Source organism: Aeromonas sp. FDAARGOS 1404 (assembly GCF_019047085.1).
In the GTDB taxonomy this organism is placed as follows: domain Bacteria; phylum Pseudomonadota; class Gammaproteobacteria; order Enterobacterales; family Aeromonadaceae; genus Aeromonas; species Aeromonas veronii.
In genome coordinates this window covers 447606-463050 of the sequence record NZ_CP077237.1, presented here as the reverse complement: position 1 = coordinate 463050, position 15445 = coordinate 447606, and the positions used below count along the sequence as shown (strand labels likewise).

The 15445-nt window shown below is 45.5% G+C and carries 7 protein-coding genes and 2 pseudogenes; 7 read left to right on the top strand and 2 right to left on the bottom strand.

The features are described from left to right. Positions 1–126 precede the first annotated feature (126 nt). The gene (locus tag I6L34_RS01990) at positions 127–4224 is read left to right on the top strand and encodes a hypothetical protein (protein ID WP_162628372.1); all 4098 of its coding nucleotides are present in this window, start codon (positions 127–129) and stop codon (positions 4222–4224) included. Beyond that, positions 4217–6091, top strand: coding sequence for a hypothetical protein (locus I6L34_RS01985; protein WP_103251526.1), 1875 nt, complete (start codon positions 4217–4219; stop codon positions 6089–6091). Before I6L34_RS01990 ends, I6L34_RS01985 begins: the two co-directional genes overlap by 8 nt. A gap of 140 nt (positions 6092–6231) precedes the next feature. On the opposite strand, the pseudogene I6L34_RS01980 reads toward I6L34_RS01985, so the two are convergent. Beyond that, positions 6232–7122: pseudogene (locus tag I6L34_RS01980) on the bottom strand (integrase core domain-containing protein); the annotation flags it as partial. A 299-nt stretch (positions 7123–7421) separates the two neighbouring features. Beyond that, positions 7422–7562 (bottom strand): annotated as a pseudogene (locus I6L34_RS01975) (helix-turn-helix domain-containing protein); the annotation flags it as partial. A gap of 812 nt (positions 7563–8374) precedes the next feature. On the opposite strand from I6L34_RS01975, the gene I6L34_RS01970 reads away from it, so the two are divergent. From I6L34_RS01970 to I6L34_RS01950, 5 genes are read left to right on the top strand one after another with little or no spacing between them, the layout of a single operon-like run. Beyond that, positions 8375–9247, top strand: a complete 873-nt coding sequence (locus I6L34_RS01970; protein ID WP_103251528.1) for a TnsA endonuclease N-terminal domain-containing protein — start codon at positions 8375–8377, stop codon at positions 9245–9247. Next, positions 9237–11393: a transposase gene (locus I6L34_RS01965; RefSeq protein WP_103251529.1), complete on the top strand. Its 2157-nt coding sequence runs from the start codon at positions 9237–9239 to the stop codon at positions 11391–11393. The genes I6L34_RS01970 and I6L34_RS01965 overlap by 11 nt, the downstream gene beginning before the upstream one ends. A 2-nt stretch (positions 11394–11395) precedes the next feature. Then, the gene (locus I6L34_RS01960) at positions 11396–12835 is read left to right on the top strand and encodes an AAA family ATPase (RefSeq protein ID WP_077097817.1); all 1440 of its coding nucleotides are present in this window, start codon (positions 11396–11398) and stop codon (positions 12833–12835) included. Beyond that, positions 12832–13791, top strand: coding sequence for a TniQ family protein (locus I6L34_RS01955; protein ID WP_103251530.1), 960 nt, complete (start codon positions 12832–12834; stop codon positions 13789–13791). Before I6L34_RS01960 ends, I6L34_RS01955 begins: the two co-directional genes overlap by 4 nt. 3 nt (positions 13792–13794) lie before the next feature. Further along, positions 13795–15417: a TnsD family Tn7-like transposition protein gene (locus I6L34_RS01950; RefSeq protein WP_235655439.1), complete on the top strand. Its 1623-nt coding sequence runs from the start codon at positions 13795–13797 to the stop codon at positions 15415–15417. Positions 15418–15445 lie beyond the last annotated feature (28 nt).

Genomic DNA, 15445 nt, shown 5'->3' with positions numbered 1-15445 from the left:
AGATGACCGAGTTGATAAGAGAAGAGCCCACCAAAAGAGGTGACGCTACCAACCAATACCGAAACGGCGCAGATATCCAAGCCATTTGATAAGGAAACTCCACCTTCAGAGAGGGTTTAGAACAACATGAATATTGATTGGGATGTTGTGCGAAAAAACATAAAATTTTTAGTTGCACTATATAGACCTTCATTAGCGAAAGCACTAAGTGTACCGTTGTTGTTGGCAGGAGTAGGCATTCTCAACACTCCTTTATGGCTAGATATTTTAAATTGGCTTTTGAGTAACCAAAAATTCTTCCCAGAATATAGTGGGCCAATATCAACTCCAATGTTTATAACCGGGTGGGTGTTAATTGGTCTAAGTATTTTTATTTATTTTATTGAAGTGTGGCTTCAAATTAAATCAATGCGCCAGGAAAGTGAAAAAAAGCTACTGGATACCGTTAAAAATCATCCAAAACAAACAGCGGATTTGATAGTTGATCAGATGAGGGGGGCCGGATTTACCGCTCAGCATCTTCAAGACGAAAGAATAGAAAAACTTGCCCACGAAATTACCTTGCTGAGATTTTTCGGTTCTTTTCCTAAGGAAGAGAAATCGATTGCTTTAGCAGAAAGCATTATTGATGGAGAGCTGTCCGGCGGCACCCCTCAAGTAAAAGCTAGGGCGCTAGCGCTAATTGCAAGATACTTATGTGTAGGAGAAAGGGCTCAGCTAGCGAAAAAATGGCTATCATGTTCTAAAAAATTGTGTCAAACGGAGGAGGCTGCGATAGCACAGGCCTTTATCGATGCTATTGAATTGAACAGAGTAGATGCGGCGTCTGGTTTGCTTGCAGGGGGGGCTTCAAATTATTCTGCCTTTTTTATGATTAAAAAAATAGTAGAAGGAAACGACGCTGCTTTGCTCTGGTTAGAAAGTGCAGGATTAAGCTCTCAAGATTTAGACAATGATGGCAAAGTCTTTTTGGTTTCTACATTGTTGATAGAGCATCAATGGGAAAAGGCTTTAGATTCGGCGCAGACGATAGGCGACGCATCATTTTATATTTCACCAGCACTGGCGCAGATTTCTGCGTTTGCATTCTTGGTAAATGCAATTAAGGCTGTTGAACTCCGCGAGAGCGTGTTGGCTTTTATTCCTTTAGCAGCAGATAAGTTTCCACTTGCAGATGATTCTGAATCGACAGCGCTTAGAAATAGAGCTGTCGAACTATTCAAATGTTGTTCAGGTCAGGCAAGGCACCTCGGTGCTGAAGATGTCGCTAATATATCAGATAAATATGTGCTGTGGTTACAGCTTAGAAACAGTGAAACACACGAACAAGCAATTTTAGAACTTGAGAGCTACTTTGTTAGTTACACTCAGAAAACACTTGAGAATTTGTCATTGGCATTTGCTTTTGGAATTGAAATCGATTTTGATGCGATAGAAAAGGAAGTAAATAGACAAACAGCACTAAGTCCAGAGAATGATGCAACTCTTGGTTTAGCCAGATTTGTATTGGCACAGGTACAAAAGCCAATATCGGCAGCAGTGGATTATATTAACCGCCACAGAACTCAAATGGAAGCCGCCGTTAATTCCAGTGCAATTAGTATGCTAGAGATAGAGGCATTAGCGAAGTCAGGGTTGGTCGATGATGCACAACAGCTTTTACAGAAGGTCGGGAATTCTGGAGCGTCAGATGCTGATGTCAGAAAGTTGCAAAATATCATCGAATCAGTTAAGGGGGCTGACCCAGTTGCATTAGCTATAAGTCAATATCAACAAAGTGAAGATACAAGTGATCTTGCTCATTTGGTAAATTTGTTAGAAAGGACAAATCGAGGTAGTAAATACTACTCATACTGCCGAGATCTTTTTTACCGTACAGGCCAGGAAACTGATGCTATCAGAGTCTGTAATGCGGCCTGTTTATTGGGGCGGTTTGCTGAACTTCATCAGTTTTTATTAGATAAGATAGATCTTGTAAAAAGAAGCGAGAGGCTGCAAGCCCATTGGGCTTGGTCTCTTTTTAGAAAAGGAGACTTAATCGGTGCTCATGAACAGATTGTTCGATTGAAGCAGTATAAGTCGCAACAGACTGATCTTAAAACTCTTGAGATCAATCTATCTATATTTGGTGGTGACTGGGAGTCTCTTAGCATTTTTGTGGAAGATTGCTGGAATAATCGGGATGAGTTAAAGGCCAATGACCTTTTACAAGCTGCCCAGTTAGCTAAAGCAATTTCTCCACGGAGAGCAAGGCAAATTTTAGATTTCTGTACAGGAAAATATATGGATGATCCTCAAGTGCTAGCATCATCATACTTCATCGCTACAACAATGGGCACGGAGGACAATCAAGAAACATCAGCATGGCTCAATAAGGCAATAGATCTCTCTAATGACAACGGTCCATTGCGAAGGGCTTCATTCGAAGATGTAAGGGAGATGGTGTCCGAGGCTAGAGAGAAAAATGAGAGGGTCTATAAAGCCTATTTAGATGGCGATGCACCCATTTTTACAGTGGCGGAACTATTGAATAAGACAATGTCTGATTTTTATCTGATCCAGCCATTTGAAAATAAAAAGGCTAAAGATATAAGGCGGAAAAATGTAATTCCGCTATTTCATGGTGTAAGGTTGGATCAGGTCATTGTTGGTAATACAATTGTAGTCGATGCTTCCAGTGCTTTGGTGATGGAAAATATTGGGATATTAACCCATCTGTTTGATTGTTTTGAAAAAATAGTTATCCCGCATTCTTTTATGCGATGGCTTTTTGAAGAGAAGCAGAAAGTTGCTTTTCATCAGCCGAGCCAAATTGAAAAGGCAAAGTATTTTGAGCGGCTTGTTACTGATGGCAAAATTTCCGTTTTTCATCCTAAGAAAATTAATAATCCTGAGCTGGCACTAGATGTAGGTGAAGAGCTTGCGTTTATGCTAGAAGAGGTGCGTGAGAATCCTGCGAATGAGTCGCAATCTGTGGTCGTGTGTTCCTACCCTGTATATAAGGCAGGAGGCACCTTTAGAGAGGTGGAAGCTGACCTTTCTTTATTTCATCACAGTCTGACTTCATGTTCCCAATTAATAAAAAAACTCAAAGATCTAGCCGTAATCACTGAATTTCAGTGTGTTAAAGCCTTAAATTATCTTAGCCAGCACGAAAAAGAATGGCCTGTCGATCTTGAAGTGGTCAGTGGAGCACGATTATTTCTCGATTCACTGTCAATTACCTACCTGATTACCGTTGATATGCTTGATAGACTTAGCGAAGCCGGATTCGAAGTGTATGTATTTAAGGGCGAGCGTGATAGATATAGAACGCTGATAAACTACGGTTCAGTTGTCGAGCAGGCAGATTCGAAAATAGAAAGTATAAGAAAGTTGTTTTTTAATGGGCTTACATCTGGGAAAGTTACACTCGCTGAAATACCTTTAAAAAAAGACCAAGTAGCTGCTTCTGAGAACAATTATGCCAAGCCAACAGAAGAGCTTTTTGAGGCGCTAAAAATATGCGATGCAGCTTTGATAGATGATCGATTTATGAATAAGCATCGAAATATTGCATTTGATGAAAGAACAGTACCAATCTATACATCATTAGACTTTATCGAGACGCTACACCATAAAGGACTTATTTCTAAAGCTCAGAAGCTTGAATTCAGAACATTACTTCGGGAGTTTGGGTTAGAGATTGTTAGCATTTCCAGTGAAGAGCTTGAATATCACCTAAATCACTCCGTTATGTCTGATGGTGAGTTTAAACCAACTAAACAGCTAAGAATGATAAGAGAAAATCTGTTTTTGATCAGGATTAGTGGTCTGGTTCAGCTCCCAAGAGATGCCCAGTGGCTACATGAGACGATGAAGACTATTGCAAAAGCAATAAAAACTCAGTGGACCGCCGATATCTCACCTGAACTAAGTCGCGCTAGCTCCTGCTGGCTATATGAGCTTATGGGTTATAGGGAGTGGGCCCAAGCTCATAAAATAAGAGGGGATGAAGGTATGGCCTATTTAGGCGAGGTTATTAAAGTGAATTCAGTGTTGATTCCGCCGGAGTCTTTATCAGACGAGCAAAAGAAAGGCTACAAAGCATGGTTGGATGAGTTTGTTTTGGGGCCGCTAAAGGATAATGACCCGTGGAGCTTTAAGACTGTAATTGATTCGATGAAGTCGGAGGTTAAAAGTATCGCTCAGAAATCGATACTGGAGGAAGAGGTTTATGACTAACTCATATTCAGTGCGAGCTTATATGGTTTCGCACACTCTCAATTTATTCCCCAGTTTGGTGAGAGAGGAACTATTATCTGATAGTAAGTTGTTGGAAGAACTAGAGCTAGTAACAGATGTCACGATTAGTTTTGGTGATAAAGAAGTCGCATTTTCCAGAACCGCTCTCTTTAAAGCTATTCGCAGTACTTTTGACAATGTCGAGGAAGAGTCCTCCTTAGAGGATATTAATCGCAATGTTTGGTTTCTACGAAATATTCCAGAAGAAAGTTCAGCATTTTCTTTAACCAAAGGTGATGTGCAGATACTTAATAATAGTTTTTGGCCGCTTTTGGGAGATATCGACAGACGGTTAAGTATATTTGAGACAGTAGCGAAGAAGAGTTGCCTTTCGAAAGAGGAGTTTGAGTACTGGAGAGCAGTTCTCTCAATGGAGGCAGTAAGTGATGATGATGTATCTGACTTGTTGCTTGATTTGGATTTATCACCAGCCCACATTAAAGGTGTGTTAAAGAATGAGTTTCAAGGACCATCAAATAGTGTTTCAACACTGGTCCCAAATGAAATTTGTTATTATGAACGGCTTGTGGGTAAGTACAGCGGGAGTAAAAACATTGAGGAGTTCTGTAATAATGAACTCAAGCAGTACCTCGAAGGTAGAATAGAAGGTGGAGTAACTGAAAATAATTTATTGCTTTGTATGCATAAGTCAATATCAAAAGTCATTTCAACTAGGCTCGTTGACGAAGATTCGTATCAGTCAATAGCAAAGCGAGCAATTGAAAGCAGTCATCCGATACTTTTGATATCTTGCCTTGAAATCGGTATTTTGAAATTCGCAAATTCATTAGATGCGACTCTTAAAGCTCTTTTTGAGAGTGTGTCGGCTGTAAAAACATTAGAAAATCTACGTCTTTTTTGCTCGATGGCTGTTTTCGTCGATGGTGAACTGGCGCGACTTCAGATATTTCGCAGTATGCCACCATTCTACCGGCGTCTCGCTTCACTTGCCCAGTCAGCCTTAATTGTTGAAGCTGCACTGGAAGAAAATGTTACCTTTGACAAAGTAGAGCAATGGGCGGCTCAACAGAGAGGGCTTTATTTTTACTGTCAAAATTTTATTGATCTACTAGAGGAGCCAAGATGGTTACCAACGTACTTGACAGCAGATCAATTCATTAATGAGATTTATGGGCGGGTATATAATGTATGTCAAGAAGTTGGTGAATTCGAGATCGCTGAATGTCTGCAAGAAGAGCTTATGACTGGTTCTCGACTCAATATGAATTCGTTTTTACCTGGACCGTTGGAAGGTAACTCTATTCCAGCTGATGTGCCGAGAGAAATATTTAATTTGCTTGATAAGCAAGTCGGCGCTAATGTTTCATTAGCATCGTTCAAAGTTTTGATGAATTCAGCGCCTTTCTGGAAAATTGATGAAAAATATTTGGAACATACAGTTTCGCTATTAGAAAGCGCACAGCATAAGTTATCCTCGGTAAACGATAAAGATTCAGTCTATCAGGTGCTGAACGGGTTAGCGCAAGTTTCTTGTCTGACTAGAAGCAGAAAACTTTCTGCGTCGGTAGTGATTTTAAGTCGTCTATATCGGGACTATATTGATGTGGACTCTGAGCCCGAAAACTATCTTTCATTAGGTTTAGTCGCAGGAGCTGCCTTTGAGGATAAGAATGACTGGGCTGAATATATAGGGCAATGGTGTACAGAATTAGCATATCTGCCAATCAGTGATGATGCAATTTTTAGAATAGAGGCAATGCTCGAAAGGCTTTGCATCTTGGAACCTTATTTGTATCACACCTGTTCAAAGGCTCTAGACATATTTAAGATGCTGAGTAGAAAATAATTTGTATTATCAACTGGTGTCCTGACATTAAGGGAAGGTTAGGGAAAGAGCGAATAAGTCCTTGATGTGAGATCATAAGCCTCTATTGGTATGTACAGATCTAGTTATCACCTGACACCGGCCTCAAACCGGTGTCTTGTTTACGCTATTTTAGTGCGCACTTCCTTCGGTATCAATTTCAGACTCTTCTTGAACATGTTGTAGGGGGGTTGACCCTCCATCATCCTGCCTTGATGTGACCGCTGGGTGTTGTAGTGCTCCAGGTAGCTATCCTGGTCTGCCTGCATCTGTTCTACCGACTCATACCAGGTCGTCCTCCCCTTGATACGGAAGTGTTCATCCAGCAGTGTGCGATGCAGTCGCTCGATAAAGCCGTTGCGCTGCGGCCTGCGTACCTTGGTTGTCCGGTGCTCAATCCCCTCCAGTTGCAGGAACAGCTCGTAGGGATGGTGGTCAGGTCGTCCACAGAACTCACGCCCGTTGTCCGACAAGATGGTATAGATCAGTGCCTCGTGGGCTTCGAAAAACGGCAGTACCGTTTCATTGAGCACATGGACCGAGGTCACCGGCAGCTTGCTGGTGTAGAGCCCCCAGGCGTGGCGACTGTAGCAGTCCAGCACTGTTTGCAGATACACCTTACCAACCCCCTTGAGCGCGCCGACGAAGAAGGTATCGACCGCCACCAGTTCCCCGGTGTAGTGGACCTCAATCTGACGTTCGCGAAACTCGGGGCTGAAGCGCTCTAACAGGCGAATTTGCTCGTCATTGAGCTCAATGGTCTGCTCACGGTGCGTTTTCTCAAGGCGCAGCAAGCGGTCGTGTTTGGAGAGCAAGTCGTGCCGTTGCCACACGCCACGCACTCCACCGGCACTGACGTTGATACCATGCAGAGCCAGTTCTTGGGCGACCCGCAGTGGGCCATGGGTTGGTCTGGTGAGGGAGTAATCGAGGATGGCCTGTTCAATCTCGGGAGCGACCCGATTGGGATGAACCCCTTTGCAGCCGGGCAATTTGTCGAGCAATCCCTCGGCTGCATATTCCGGTCGAAAATGAACACCTATTCCGGTTTAAAATGAACGCTGATTCCGGCTTGCGTGTACACCGATTCCGGACACCTCAGAGCACGTACTCTGATGTCAGATGAACCGTCCTGTTCCAACGTCCTGGATCCATAACTGCCGCGCTGCGCTTGGCTGCTGGCTTGTTCGGTGAGTCGAAAAGATGCCTCCCCTCAAAGCTCAGCTTCTGCTCGAAGAATCCCTGTCAGCATACTTTCCGGAAATGGTGTTCACAGATTCCGGAATCACTGTTCAACTTCACCAGAATACGCATCGGCACCATAGGTCTGGTAATTACGGCGAATTTCGTAGAACTGCTGACGGCTGTAGCCGATGAGCTTGCAGGCTTTGCTGACGTTATTGAGCTCTTTGGCGAGCTCTAACAGGCTGAGTTTTACCGGTTGATGAGTCAGGTGATGCCCGGTTGGGAAAAGACCAAAGCGAAGCTGGATGGCATGTCTAATCGCTTGTTGACGTGAGTTATCCGCTCGTCAGTCACCCATGCATATTCCGGTCGAAAATGAACACCTATTCCGGTTTAAAATGAACGCTGATTCCGGCTTGCGTGTACACCGATTCCGGACACCTCAGAGCACGTACTCTGATGTCAGATGAACCGTCCTGTTCCAACGTCCTGGATCCATAACTGCCGCGCTGCGCTTGGCTGCTGGCTTGTTCGGTGAGTCGAAAAGATGCCTCCCCTCAAAGCTCAGCTTCTGCTCGAAGAATCCCTGTCAGCATACTTTCCGGAAATGGTGTTCACAGATTCCGGAATCACTGTTCAACTTCACCAGAATACGCAACCCACAGCCCGGCAGGCCACCCTTGCCGGGCTGAATTTTTTGGTATGGATGCATTGATTGCTCTTCGCATGGAGCCTTTTGTAGCCCAAAATGGACATTTTTTCTGAGCGGAATCACCAATCGCCTCAGAATAATGTTCTATATCCGCCACCCTCTTATGTCAAAAAAGGAATAAAAAATATTTGCTTATTATTTATAAAAATAAATATTCGTGATTATGTATGCTTATGTGATTTTTTATAACTCTATGTTTTTTAAGATAAAAAATGAAATTTTGTTGAGTGTGGCATTTTTGCCATGATAGCGTCGATAGTTATTATTTATAAAAATAAATAAGTAAAAACAACGTCTTACGTGCGCCATTGCGGTTGACGACTCCCTGCCCAGTTACTAGGTTGTATGCAAGTCAGGTAGGAGTAGTCATGCAGCAAAAAACGGTTCAGCAGCCCATCGTCACCGATGCGGAGATCGCAAAAACAGAACGGTACAACCGCAGTATCCAGGCTCGGGGGTATCGGCCCTGGGTCACGGTGCGGCAGTCCCATACCTATGGTCAGGGGCAGATTGTGTATAGTCACAAAACTCGGCGTGAGCATCATCTGCTGAGTCGTGGCGAGAGGGCACCATTTTTCTATTTCGAACGCGATCCAACTGTTATCGACATTCTCGAACAGTATCCGTTACCACTGCATGAAACGCTCAAAATTGCGGCATCTCTGCACATTGTCCATCCTGGTAATTACAAAGAGCGGGCGAATTATGGTGGCCGCATCCCAGCCAAAACTATGACTCAGGATTTTGTCATTATTCGGCAAACGGAGGCAGGGAAGCATATATTGAGTCCATATAGCTTCAAATATTCTGATGCGCTGGATCCAGAAATAACATCCCCCCGTGTTGTTAATCGTACAAGGGCAAAGGAGAAAATTGCCATTGAATATTGGCGTACTCAAAATATTGACCATGTGCTGTTAACGGAAAAAAGCTTCGATAAAGTACATATATATAATCTGGAGTTCCTACGTGAGTGTTTTGATACGCCTGAGTATATTCAGGTATCTGAGGCCATATACCTCATTATATTGGGACGAATCAAACATCACCTGATTGCCCGTCCCTCAAATACCTTGTTAGTGTTGATCCAGCTGGTGGCCAAGGAGTTGAATATTTCTGACGTGCAGGTGAAATGTGTATTTCAATATGCAGTTTACCATGGTGTTATAATCGTTGATCTTACACAACGTTTAGAGTTGTATAGGCCTGTGCCATTCAACGAGGTGGTCCATGCGAGTTAACCAGAAACTGATCACTAATACAAATGGTGGTTCAGAGTTTCTGATTGTCTCTATTTGTTATGACATGGGGTTGTTAGCTGTAAGTGAATTATTAGATGGGCCACCAAAACGGCCGACTAATCTATTAATCGAGAATGTCGAGTCTAATATTGAAAGTGGTGAGTGGACTCTGGCTGAACATCAATTTCCAAAAGTTTTATTTTCCTCTGATAGTGAGCTAGAACCTCAATGGATCAAGATTCGCAATGAGAGGTTGGCTGTAATTAGTCCGTTGCTTAGTCAGCCTGAATTGTTACATCGCTATTTATATGGTGATGCAAGTGGTATATTGAAAACATTGATTGAACATTCCGGCCGAAGTAGGAAATACATTTGCGCTCAATTGAATAGTTATTTCTTTTTTGGAGCTTTTCCAAATTCATTGCTTCCACACTATTTTAATTGTGGCAGCAACTTTCAACTACCAGATGTGCCATTGGGTCAGAAAGCAACCAAGAGTGGCCCAATTACTCGATATGGTACACCATATCGTGGCATTACTCAGCGAGATATTATACAAATTGAGCGTTTTTCAAAATCTATTAAATCTGGCTCTGAAGTGAGGTTGTCAGAGCTATACTTTGACTATTGTTTGAAATATGAATGTGTCAATGTTTTACCGAAGGGCATTGAGGATTGTGACATAGCAGAACCAATTAAAATGTTACTTCATAGGGAATATTTAATATCACCAAGAATATTTAAATATCATCTGAAAAAGTTCGTCAGTGATCTCACGTTCCTGAAAAAGCGAGTAGGCAGTATTAATTATTCCCGTGACCATGCAGGAAAACCAGGTCTTGCCCGTGCCGGCCTGCGGGGGCCAACGTCACGATATGAAATAGACAGTACTATTGCCGATGTTTACATCCGTTACCCGTACAGTAACGATGAGCTACTGAGTACTGGAAGACCGGTTATATATTTTGTCGTTGATACCGCCAGCAGTATGATTGTTGGATTGCATGTCGGTTTCGACTCGCCTTGTTGGCATGGAGCAAGTCAAGCATTATTCAATGCGATGAGTAGTAAGCGAGAGTTTTGTCGGCAGTATGGTGTGGAGATCGAAGAGGCTGACTGGCCCTGCAATTTACCATGTCGTGAATTAACGTTCGACCGGGGCTCTGAGAATACTGATACCAATATTTGCAGCCTGCTGCGCGGACTCATTGGTATCACAGTCGGTAATTTTAATGCCTATCATCGCGGGGATATGAAAGGCCAAGTGGAGAAAACTTTCGACATTATTCAGACTTTAGCGATCCCGTTCGAGGCAGGCAAGGTGGTTAAGTATCCACATAAGGAGGATCAGCACGCATCTCGTCGCCCCCTGTTGACGTATGAACAGTTCATGTATCGACTCATTAATATCATTATCTATTCAAATAATCATCGTCAGCGCGTGACCTCGCACAACCTAGAAATGTCACGTGATGGGGTTGGTTTTACTCCTCGTGATGTATGGAACTGGGGTCTGAAAAATTCAGTGATGGTGAGGCCTGTTCCCATAGACCGCCTGCGATTTGCGCTGTTGCCAGAGGATGAGGCTACGGTGCGTGCTGATGGGATATTTTTTCGAGGCCTTTACTATAGCAGTAATGAAATTGTTCGAATGCAGTGGCTGGATCAGGCGAAAAATCTCGGACGTTTCAAAATCAAAGTCAGGTACATAGATACATGTACTAATCATCTTTGGTTTAAAACTGAGGATAGTGATGAGGTCTATCAGGTTGAGCTGACAGATCGCAGTGAGGCATATCGGAATCAGGTTTGGGCAAATGTCATGCATCGCCTGTATATTGTTAAACAACAATTGGCTGCGTTGGATGAGAAGAGATTCAATGCTCGCGCAGTGTTAGAAATGGACTTTCGCGAATGTGATGAGGTAATTCGAAAAACTAATCGTGGACTGAAAAAATCCACTGCAAAAAATATACAGTCAGGAATGAAAAGCCATAAACAGGTCGAAGGGAACTTGCAACGTCATCATGAGGAAATGGCTATTGCTGCTGATTTAAGAAATACATGTCAGCAAGATAATTATATTAAAAAAACACCCAGTCAGAACCTTGCTGATCCGACAATATTTACAGTTCAGGAGAAATAGTCATGGCCGCACCTCAATATTACCCACATCCCAATTCAAAATATCGGGGAAACCCCTATATCGAGGGGCTTGGCTTGCCGCTCTCAACGGCACAATTTTATGCGAACTGTGAGATCCCTTTTCAGTGTGATCTGGATCTTGCAGGGGTGGATGAATCGCTGCATTCATATTTTATCCGCACAGCCATAGATCAACTGGCGGACGTGTATACCTCTCCAGATGAGGCGTACCGTTTATATGACCAAATACGACGAATGATCGAGGCCGGGTATACTCGACGCAATCCAGTGGGGGCAGATGTGCGCCGGATATTAGCTGCAATTGATCGTGACAAAGCCGAGCCATGGAAAGCCTCTCATGTACTGAGTCTTGGCTTGTCTGTTCAGTATAGCCTGTTACTGCTAGGGCTCAGCGGACGTGGGAAGAGCACGATGGTTAGGCAAATTTGCCAACAGATACCACAAACGATAGAGCATGATCGCTATACGGACCTGCATGGTCACGAAATTATTGTGAGTCGAGTGCAGGTGACCTATCTGTACATTGAAATTCATGATCGCCGTGGCCAAAAAGCACTTTTGCTGAACTTGTTAGAATCACTCGACGCTGTCACTGGTGAGAGTTATAGCCATACCCATAGGAACCGCTCTGTTAATGAGTTGATTTCGGTAGTGCAAAAATCGTTTATCGGCCATGGGGTTGGTTTGCTGATCCTTGATGAAGCGCAGAACCTGGCCAGGTCTGCCAAGAATGAAGTGATCAGTAACAACGAGAAAACGACCATGAAATTCCTAGAGGAACTATTAAATCGAGTGGGGATCCCGTTGATGTTTGTCGGAACATTGGCCACGATGAAATTGTTTGATAGCGAAATGACGCTAACCCGCCGAGCAACTAAAAATGGATTTATGCAGTTGGTAAGCTGCGATATAAATAGCTCATTTTGGCTGCGTTTTATCCGCCTGATATGTCAAACCAGATTTCTGAAAAACCAGAAAACATCAGAGGATGTGTTACGCCAACATATACATTATTTGAGTGCCGGTATCCCGGCTATTGCAACCAGTCTAGTTCGCGCCACGCTATCATATCTAACCCTGCTGAAACCAACAGATCAAGATCTCTCGATCGCAGCATTGGACCTATGTTTCAATCGCGAATTTAAAATCCTCCAGCCTGCGTTGAGTGCTCTGCGTAAAGGTGATTACTACCAATTTGAGGACTTATCGCCGATGTTACTGCTCGAATCAGTGGGAAATAGTCAGGTTGTTGATGGAGACGCATATTCAGCAGAAGGAGAAATCCTGCTGCAAGGCGAGGTTAAAATCACCAAAAAGCTGCCAAAAACAGAGGAAAAGAAGCTAAAAACTTTAGAGCAATTATCCCCGGATTCATTGCTGGGGCAACTCGGTTACTCTGTAGATAAGGGGTCGTGGAAATGATCCTCCATCGGCTGGAGTTGCTACCTGGTGAGCATTTAGGGGCGGTAGTTGGCCGGATGCATGTGCTGAGCACGCACGGGACGTTTACTGCAACGGCCCAGGTGCTGGGGCTGAGCAGCCCACAAATCCGTCCCCATCGTTTATGTCATCCCGACGATCCTGTCCTCGATACCCAATTTCGGGCCCGACACGTTCAACGTGCGTGGCAGGATCACTCTGTCGGCAATTATTTAGCTTCTTTTTTGACTCCGGATGAGCAGAGGATAGTGGCATCAGCATTGGCGGGCCGTTCTCAGCTTCGGTTACGGGTGACTGGCCTGCACAATGTACAACACCAATATTGGCGCTGGTGCGCAGACTGTATTGCCGAGGATTATGAGCTCCATGGTATGCCCTACTACCACCGAGATCATCAACTACCAGGAGTGTTCCATTGTTATCGGCATCAATGCGGTTTGTCTGGTCACTGCGCAGGCTGTGGTTTTTCTGCCAAATTATTGTCGGAACAACTGATCCCACCATACGAGGGCCTCTGCCCCCATTGTGGGCACTGGATGGGGGGATACGATGGTCATTTTTCCGAGCGGATGAAAGAGATTGAGTTGGCGTCGCTGGCATTAGCCCAGTCCGCGAGTGCTCTCACCCTGTGTGCGCTAACTCAGCTGGTGACTGATTCGATGGGCATCTCGGGCGAGGAGATGCGCACGGTCAAAAGTATCAAAACGATCAATGCGTGGTTTCAGCAGATGGACTCGCAATGTGATCCCCTGGCACTTACTGCGTATTTCACCAATAGTGGGGGGCCAGGTCAGGTATGGCAATTACCCCCACAGCTGCGCAATGCACGGGGCTACCATGAGAAGTCAGCCCGAGATCCGTTGCACCCTCTGGCCCATCTAATGATGTTGCAGCATGCAGGCGTCGATCTGGTGGGGCTCTTGGGATCTGAGGGGTGATCGGTGTTGACCTCGGTGATCCCCACCTATATTCCTGGCGAGTCGGCCTACAGCTGGGTCAGCCAGTATTTTGTTCATTCGGCCTACAGTGATCGAAACCATTTTTGTAACCAGCTATTCCACTGTCCTGCTGTTCGGTTGCATCCGGCATTACCAGGGCATATTGAGGCGGCTGCCCAGGCGGCGGGGGTGGATCCGCAATACCTGCTGCACCATGGCACGGGTTTCCCATTGTTCGCCCTGACGCTGAACAATAAGCACCAAGTCCACGCCCTGGCTGCCGCCATGCTGGGTGAGGGGAGGGGAATAATGGCCCTGTCAGGACAAGCCGCCAGCAAACTCGCCTTTGGTGTAGTTTGCCTGAAATGGTGTCCTAGTTGCCTGCTGGAGGATGAACAGACGTTTGGGGCCGGATATTGGCATACAGAGCATCAACTGTATGGAGTGACCGCCTGTATCAGGCATACGCTGCGTTTGCAAACCCTGGCGGCCAGCGCGGGAGGTATCGATCGGCGACTGCTCTTGCCCGATCCCGCCATGCGCTATGAGCAATCGTTGCCGTCCGAGCAAGAAATCTACCTTTCTTCATTTATCACCGAGCTGCATCGGTATCTGTGCGTCCAGTCGCCAGTGGCATCACCAGCTGAGTATTATCGGCGATGGCTGGGACAGCAGGGCTATTTGACAGCCCAAGGTCATCTCCGCAGTCAGGCCCTGTTGAAGGCTCTGAGTGCGTTCTGGCGGAGCCTGTTTACCGGCTCTGCCCCCATGGTGCCAGTGGGCCTGGCCAGTTATCAGTACATCTCGGCTCTGGTTCACGGAAATCGTAACCACCACTACCTAAAACACGCGGTATTGATGGCGTTTGTGAGCCGCAGCCCAGCAGAATTCTTTTCCATCGAGGAGCCACACGTGATGCCGGAGCCTGCCTCTTCTCCGAGTGACAGGCAAGCCGCCGAGCAAGCGGTGTTAAGGCTGCTGGCAGAACAGACCCCCATGCGGCAGATCGCCCGCCAGACTGGATACAGTGTCGGCTATATCAAGCAACTCGCGCTGCGACACCACCAACCTGTTGACCACCGTGCCAAGCGCATCACTGTGGAGGTTGAGCGGGGAATATGGCGTCAGGCGTTCATGGGGGGAGCACGGCAGCAGATCGCGCACAGTCATGGCGTTTCTGTCGGGGCGGTCGAAGCCATTATTCAGAGCCACCAAGGGCTTTCTGACTGGCGACGGCATTTGAAAAGGGTCAACCGTCTACGTGAGCACCGTGTAACGGTGGCTGCATATTTGGCACAGCATGCCGATGTCAGTCGAGGCTGTGTCGAACAGGTGTGTAGAACCGCATTTACTTGGCTCTATAAACATGATCGTGCTTGGTTGTATCAACAGTTACCTGCCGCCAAGCGAGCAGTTCACCATCCCAGTGTGGATTGGGAAGAACGGGATAGGAAACTGGCTGAGCAACTGGGGCTGCTGGCCGAGCAGGCAAGTTCGCTATCTGCATTGGAACGGGCAGTCGATAGGCCAGACTGCCTGAGGAAATACAAAACACGTCTACCGCTCAGTTACGCATTGGCTGTGCGGCTGGTTGCGGCGTATGCCGCTCAACATCCTATGCCCTGATGCTCGCCGTCGATACCTATACAGGTTC